Genomic DNA, 7,214 nt, shown 5'->3' with positions numbered 1-7,214 from the left:
TATGCAGCCATTATTGCCAAGACGTTTGATTTGCCCCGACAGCGGGGAACGGGGGCGGGGGTGTTTTCCGATGTTCCAGCTGACTTTTGGGCCTCATCGGCGATTCGTGTTGCCGCTGGGATGGGTTTTATTTCCGGCTTCCCGGATGGAACGTTTCGCCCCCAGCAAAATTTGACACGGGTACAGGCGCTGGTGTCGCTGGTGAGTGGCTTGGGACTGAGTGGCGGAAATCCTAACTTGCTGGTATTCTACAGCGATCGCGCCCAAATTCCCAGTTATGCGACAGAAGCGATCGCCACCGCCACGCAACGACGACTCGTGGTGAATTATCCCAAACCTAATCAGCTCGATCCGATGCGCAACATTACCCGCGCTGAGATTGCGGCGTGGATTTATCAAGCCTTGGTATCCACAGGACGAGCGGAGGCGATCGCATCTAGCTACATTGTCAACCCGAACCTGTCCCTTCCCTCATTTACCGATATTCAGCAACATTGGACCGCTGAGTTTGTGCGTCGCCTCGCTAACCTGAATCTCATTACTGGCTTTGCCGATGGCTCGTTTAAACCCGATGAACCGCTCTCGCGATCGCAGTATGCCGCTTTAGTGGTAAAAGTGTTTAACCCCACACCCATCCGCCCTGATACTAAATTTATCGATATCCCGGCGGATTTTTGGGCACTACCCGTAATTAGTCAAGCCTATCGCGGCGGCTTTTTATCCGGCTATCCCGACCAAACCTTCCACCCGCAGCAAAGTTTGCGGCGAATCGATCTAATGGCTTCCTTGGTGCATGGGCTTTCTTTACCCAGTGCTGATGTCAAAGTCTTGGAAATTTACGAAGATCGCGATAGTATTCCAGCTTATGCTAAATCAGCGGTTGCTGCTGCCACTCAAGCCGGGATTGTGGTTAGCTACCCCAACCCGAAGCTCCTGCAACCCAAACAGGAAGCTTCTCGTGCAGAAGCGATCGCGTTTATGTATCAGGCATTAGTGAGAACCGGTCGCGTGAGTGCGATCAGCTCACCTTATATTGTGTCAACGCAGCCGAGTTGAGATCTGATGAGGGAGCTCCAGGAGCCGGGGAAACTTTCATTCCCCGCTACAATCCAAAATCTAAAACCCACGATTGAGATGAGGGAGCCAACCGCAGACTCAGCCCTTGCCTATGCCGTTGCGCTACTCAAGCACTATGGGTTTGAACTCCGGGGTTACACGGCTGAAGAATTAGTGAATTTGTGGACAAAAAACTATTCAGCCCATTGGGTGCGCTTGGGAGTAATTGAAGCGTTATATCAGGGGCGCTATAAAGCCGTTTCTGTCGAGCAAATCTTAGCCGTCTGGGCGCGACGTGGACAGCCAATCCATCGCTTTAACCATGAGTTTGAGCGGCTGATTAGTCGTAAACTTCCCCAAAAACTGGCAGCAAACCGTGTCACTCGCTCGACTGACCTGAGCTTGGAAACCAGTCTATCAATATTCATTCCCAGTTTCCCCGATGTCCCCGACGAGAGCGCATGGCAGGAGACCATCCCAGAGGAGCCACTATCGATATCCCAACCGGAGACGGCACTACCTATCGCGGTCCCAATAGAAGAGGTGGCTGAAACACCTATCCCGGTAGATGACGAACAAAAAGAGACACAAACGGATGGAGGCACTCGCCCCGCTTATGATGCCAATTGGTCTCGGTGTGATGGGAATAAACATCCCATTGACCAATTTACCCCACCTCCTGACTCTTCCGACTTTTACCTCAAGCTCAAGGCCGTTGTCCTGCACCAAGACGAAATACCCATTCAACTTGAGACTTCGATCACTGAGGAGGTTGAATCAGAACCGCCTCTGCCTGATTCCGCTCAGAATTAATGTAGAAGCGCATCAGCCTGCGATCGCTCGGCTTTATAGCGATGACTCTCCTTTGCAGAAGTCGAAGTAAATCGTGCTGATTTTGCATAAGGGGATAGGCAACGAGAGATAAGTAGTAACGAAGAGACTATTCTGAAGATAGGATTGCGGACAGAGGACTGAAAACTGAAGACTAGGGACTGGGGAGGAGAGAATGTAGTTGGGCACAAGCCTAATTCATCGATATCTCTCTGAAAAGTCCCCTAAGGTCAGGACTTAATCTAAGGCTATACAACTGTTTAGCCCCTCGTCTTCTGGCGGCGCTTCTCCATCAGTGGTCTCAGCTCCCCAATACCCCACTTTTCGGATAATGGCTAAAGCTACGCCGCAAAAAGTAACTTTTGCAAGGGCTCTCATGATTCATCCAGGGTTATTACTTCAAGACCGTTATCGAGTGCATCAAATCTTGGGTAAAGGAGGATTTGGTCAAACCTTTGAAGTGGATGATGGCGGGACTCTGAAAGTTCTAAAAATTTTAAGGACGGAGCGTTTTCAAAGCCCAGAAGGGAAGCTAAAGGCAGTCTCTCTGTTTCAACGAGAGGCCGTAGTTTTGAGTCGGCTACAGCATCCCGGCATTCCTAGAGTTGAGCCTGATGGATATTTTACCCTGGCTGACGCGGGTGGAGAGCAACTGCACTGCCTGGTGATGGAGAAAATTGAGGGGTTGAATTTGAAGCAATGGCAGTCGAAGCGAGGAAACCAACCGCTTACTCAAGAACAAGCGATCACCTGGTTGAAACAACTCACCGATATTTTGGCTCAAGTCCATCAACAGGAGATGGTACATCGGGATATTAAACCATCGAATATCATGATCCGGCCCACTGGGCAACTGGTCTTGATTGACTTTGGTGCTGTCCGGGAAATCACCGAAACCTTCTTGCAGAAACAACAACGGAATGCAACAGGAACGGTAATTATTTCAGCCGGTTATACGCCACCTGAGCAAGCAGAGGGTCATGCTGTCGCGCAATCCGATTTCTTTGCGCTAGGACGCACTTTTGTTTATTTATTGACGGGCAAACACCCAAATGATTTTGATAAAGACCCCCGCACGGGTCGGTTGCAATGGCGAGAGAGTGCCCCACACATTTCGCGGCAATTGGCGGATTTAATTGATTATCTGATGGCGACATTTCCGGGTAGACGTCCTCAAACGCCACAGATGATTTTGCGCTGCATTGAGGAGATTAGCTCCCCACCATCGCCGCTGCCCCCGCCTCCTCCAATTGTGGAATCAACGCGATCATCTGATTCAGCGCCCTCAAAGCCGAAGGGATTTCTTTCTTTGATTTCCAGCTTTCTCCCATCTACAACAACCACATCCAACCCCTGGGCAAAGGCGAGACTGCGCCGCACCCTCTGCGGCCATGCTGATGCTGTCAGTGCGATCGCCATCAGCCCCGATGCTCAGAGCTTAGTCAGCGGTAGTTATGACAAAACCATCAAGTTATGGGCACTCAGCACTGGTGAAGTCCGAAACACCCTCATCGACCACACCCAGCGTGTGACTTGCGTCGCCGTCTCCCCCGATGGTCAAACCTTAGCCACTGGCAGTTATGACAAAACCATTAAGCTGTGGGCGCTTAGTACTGGAGAATTACTGCACACCCTCACAGGGCGTCCCGATCGCGTTCGTTACCTGGCCTTTAGCCCCAATGGTCAGATGCTCATCAGTAGTGGTGACTGGGAAATCAAAATCTGGGCTGTCCGGACAGGCAAGCTGCTGCGCATTCTGGCAGGAAATTCCAATTCTGCTCGGATTGTTGCCTTTAGTCCGGATGGTCATACCTGTGCCGTTGCGAGTTTGGATGGCACCCTTGAGTTGTGGAATCCCCACACGGGTAGACTGCTGCGCACGTTTTCCAATCAGCTCAATGGAATTACAACTCTTGCCTATAGCCTGGATGGACAAGCCCTTGCTAGCGGTAGTAGCAACGCGATCCACTTATGGAACCCGACTACAGGCAAACAACTGCGCAGTTTTTTGACTCAATCCAATGGAACAGCCTCCATCGCGTTTAACCCAGATGGTAAGACCCTTGCCTGTGCCAGTGGCAAGACTATCGAGCTATGGAATTGGCAAACCGGAAAACGATTATGTACCCTCTCTGGTCATTTTAGACCCGTTGAGTCTGTTGCTTTTGGTCCGAAGGGGCAAATTCTAGTTAGCGGCAGTTGTGATCAGACTATCAAGATCTGGCAGCCAATATCGTAAAGCAGTATAAAGTGCCAATTAGGAAGAATCAAAATATAACGGTTCAGTCCTAGGCTAGATCAAGTTCGTTGGCGATGAAGATTTTCCACGGTACAACCTTCCAACCTTCAACCTTCAACCCTCAACCCCATTCCCATCAGCCCAATGGCTTACTGACCAAACTCTGACCTTGCCTGCTCAACCATCTCAACAGTAACCACGTCTAACTCGGTTTCACGAGCCAATTGCTCAATCCGTTGTCGAGCTTGGGCACGAGCAAAATAAGGAATATTTTTTAACTTGGCTTTCGCCTCGGGCGTCCATTGCAGGGCGTCAGTACAATCAGAGCTACTCATAGTTATTCCCTCAGAGATGAGCAATTACATTAGTTTTAAAGCTAATCATTTTATCAATTTTAATACTATTTTATAAGAAACAAACTGAGGTTAATAAATGAATATGAAACTCTCTTTTTTTTAGCCTTTATAAGTGGTAAAAAAATGAAAGAATCAATGGAAGTCACACATCAAGTTAATGTCCCTTTCCTTTTTGATTACGTCCTGATACCCCCTACTATCTAGGGATACCATTGAAGGGGATACCATTGAAGGTTGAGGCAAGCACCCACACAGAGGCATTTGGCGACACGATAACAATTTTTGGCGTTGTCCTGAAAACCTTCATGGAAAATGCTAAGTTAACCTTAGAGCAGTAGTGGGCATTGGCACAAGCGGAAGTCTGGGCGGGTTCGCCCTTGCGTGTACATCCAACGCCTGTTAGGCCAGAAGGACTGCCAGAACAGCCCAACTTGATTGATATCAAAAGCACACCCCACTTCAAAACGGTTATGGCTGATCTAGGCGTTTTGATGATGGATGAAGCCGCTCCCTAAAGTTGGTATCGCTTCAAACAGCCAAGTGCTGATAACTCTGAGAAAATTTTCAATGGCGTATTTAGTTAAAATTACGCCTATTCTCCCTAGAGAACGGTGGAGTCAAAACTGGAACTCACTTGATAGGTTTACATTTATAGCAGTCGCCAAGGCTATTAAGACAAATGTCCCAGAACCAATTTTCAATCCCAGCTTTTGAAATGTCCTAACCGTTGTGGCGCTTGCTATGACTAACGTTTATGGTATTCGCCCAGACGTTTGGATAGCGTCCCAACCCGTCTCAACCCGAAAGTGATTCCACCCAGCGATCGCTAATGAAAGCGTACTCAGCTGGTTCTTCATTTCATGCTGTAGGTTGAAGAAATGGGCTAGGCTCTATTAAGTTTCCAGAAGAAAGACGAGATTTATGTTAATAATCATCAATTATTACAAGATAAATTAAAGTTTATTATGAAATTAAAATATAGGTTAAAGTTTATTATGCAGACCTGTGCTTTCCTGGCACCGTCGAAAAGGTATTTCTGGGTGGAGACCTGATTCGAGATGGCGATCAATGGCTCGGTCAAAAAGGCAACGGAAAGTACTAAAAGCCCTAAGCTTCAGGTATCTTCTAATTCTTTGCCAAACATTTGTCTACCAGATACGCTGGTAACAACCTATCTGCAAATGACGGATTGGTCTCAATTCCGTCCAGCCTATCTCAATTACTTGGATGGCATCAAACTCATGTGTATGGGAACGCCAGATGTCGCCTTTTATCGCTTCTTGTATACTTCGGTGGGTGAGCAATGGCGTTGGCGTGAGCGACTAGCCCACTCGGATGAGGAAATTAAGGCACTGCTGATAGATCCAGGAACCAGCATCCACGTTTTGTATGTCAATGGCGCACCCGCCGGATACATTGAACTAGCACAGCGCAAGGAAGGACCAACGGGTCGTTACTTCTCGACGGAGATTGTTTACTTTGGCCTGAGAGCGACCTACATCGGTCGGGGTTTGGGCAAGCATCTCCTAAGTCATGGCATCGCCTACGCCTGGAATAAGGGTACTCAACGCTTGTGGGTTCATACCTGTAACTTAGATAATCCCCACGCGCTGAATAATTACATCAAGCGTGGCTTCAAAATTTATAGGGTGGATAAACAGCCAATGCCAGAGGGTTATTTGTAGCCTTGAGGCTTGAAGATAGCTACTTCTGAGCCTACTTCAATCCAGCCCGATTGCTGTTGAGAGAGAGACAATGCCAGAATATTTTTAATACCAATACCTCTGGAGCGCTTTTTAACAAGTAATGCTAAAATCTCTCAGGTTGGCTGCCGTTGTATCAGTAGTATTACTAACATCGATAACTGCATGTTCTTCAACGAAGCTGCCTCAAAATACATCTTCAGCTTCAGACCCGGCACAGATCAACTCCTCAAATGCCACGCCCGAAATAGCTTTAGCTATCCATTTAAGGCAGATGGGCGCAAAATTTTATGGCGCTTATTGGTGCTCGTACTGCCATAAGCAGAAAGACTTATTTGGTAAGGAGGCGGTCAGCCAGCTCGACTACGTTGAATGCGATCCGGCTGGGAAAAATTCACGAGCCGCCCTTTGTCAAAAGGCAAACATCAAAGGGTTTCCAACTTGGGAAATTAATGGCAAGCAATACGAAGGCTTCCAGTCTCTACAACACCTTGCTGAGTTATCCGGTTATACAGGCGATCGCAATTTCCGTCATTGAATTTTAGTCTTTTAGCCGTAAATACTGATTAACTAACACCATGACACGCCTCAGATGCTTCGCGATGGGGCTTTGTCAACATTGACCGAAGAAGGGGAATAGGCAGTAGGGAGTAGGGAGTCGAAAAAACAATTCCCGATTCCCGATTCCCTACTTTCAAGTGGCTAATTTTAGGTGGGGTAAAATCCCCGCGCTATTGCCTGGATTACTTTAAGGATTATAAAAAGAGGCAGCCAGAGAATAAAAAGAGTTGATGAAGTTGTAAGATAGAAGATTCCATGAATTAACAATTTAAATCAATAATAAAGAAATATTTGTGGAAAAAAGGTACCAGATTCTGCTTATGGAGTTTTTGATTGATTCTGACCGACTTAACTGCAATGTCACTGACTTAAGAAATCTCCTAACTCACCAACCAACCCTTGTGCAGGGGGTCTCTAGGTAGGCACTCCGTCCCCCAGTGGGGGGTTTGGGGGGAATCCCCCCAATCT

The 7,214-nt window shown here is 47.7% G+C and carries 7 protein-coding genes and 1 pseudogene; 6 read left to right on the top strand and 2 right to left on the bottom strand.

Features of this window, described 5'->3' with window-relative positions:
* Both V6C93_RS16965 and V6C93_RS16960 read left to right on the top strand, forming a co-directional pair.
* Window positions 1-1,056 (top strand): S-layer homology domain-containing protein (locus V6C93_RS16965; protein ID WP_333477850.1); only part of this gene is annotated, 1,056 nt, incomplete at its 5' end.
* 6 nt (window positions 1,057-1,062) lie between these two features.
* Window positions 1,063-1,869 carry a hypothetical protein gene (locus V6C93_RS16960; RefSeq protein WP_333477849.1) on the top strand — a complete coding sequence of 269 codons (807 nt, stop codon included), beginning with the start codon at window positions 1,063-1,065 and terminating at the stop codon, window positions 1,867-1,869.
* 255 nt (window positions 1,870-2,124) lie between these two features.
* On the opposite strand, the gene V6C93_RS16955 is transcribed toward V6C93_RS16960, so the two are convergent.
* Window positions 2,125-2,265 (bottom strand): hypothetical protein, encoded by a 141-nt coding sequence (locus V6C93_RS16955; protein WP_333477848.1) that lies wholly within the window; start codon window positions 2,263-2,265, stop codon window positions 2,125-2,127.
* Here V6C93_RS16955 and V6C93_RS16950 point away from each other — a divergent pair.
* Window positions 2,264-4,126 (top strand): serine/threonine-protein kinase, encoded by a 1,863-nt coding sequence (locus tag V6C93_RS16950; protein WP_333477847.1) that lies wholly within the window; start codon window positions 2,264-2,266, stop codon window positions 4,124-4,126. The two genes, V6C93_RS16955 and V6C93_RS16950, sit on opposite strands and share 2 nt — an antisense overlap.
* 149 nt (window positions 4,127-4,275) lie before the next feature.
* Here V6C93_RS16950 and V6C93_RS16945 read toward each other — a convergent pair whose 3' ends face one another.
* On the bottom strand, window positions 4,276-4,461 hold the full coding sequence (locus V6C93_RS16945) for a PCP reductase family protein (protein ID WP_333477846.1): 186 nt from the start codon (window positions 4,459-4,461) through the stop codon (window positions 4,276-4,278).
* A 365-nt stretch (window positions 4,462-4,826) separates the two neighbouring features.
* On the opposite strand from V6C93_RS16945, the gene V6C93_RS16940 reads away from it, so the two are divergent.
* The 3 genes and pseudogenes from V6C93_RS16940 to V6C93_RS16930 all read left to right on the top strand — a co-directional run.
* Window positions 4,827-4,997, top strand: coding sequence for a hypothetical protein (locus V6C93_RS16940; protein ID WP_333477845.1), 171 nt, complete (start codon window positions 4,827-4,829; stop codon window positions 4,995-4,997).
* A 543-nt stretch (window positions 4,998-5,540) separates the two neighbouring features.
* A complete protein-coding gene (locus V6C93_RS16935; protein ID WP_333477844.1) occupies window positions 5,541-6,167 on the top strand; it encodes a GNAT family N-acetyltransferase in 627 nt (208 codons plus the stop codon).
* A gap of 259 nt (window positions 6,168-6,426) precedes the next feature.
* Window positions 6,427-6,723 (top strand): annotated as a pseudogene (locus tag V6C93_RS16930) (glutaredoxin family protein); the annotation flags it as partial.
* Window positions 6,724-7,214 lie beyond the last annotated feature (491 nt).

Origin of the sequence: Allocoleopsis sp., from assembly GCF_036703385.1 — a bacterium.
Classification (GTDB): Bacteria; Cyanobacteriota; Cyanobacteriia; order Cyanobacteriales; family Coleofasciculaceae; genus Allocoleopsis.
Note: the sequence above shows the minus strand (reverse complement) of the source record. Positions and strands in the feature narration are given on the sequence as shown.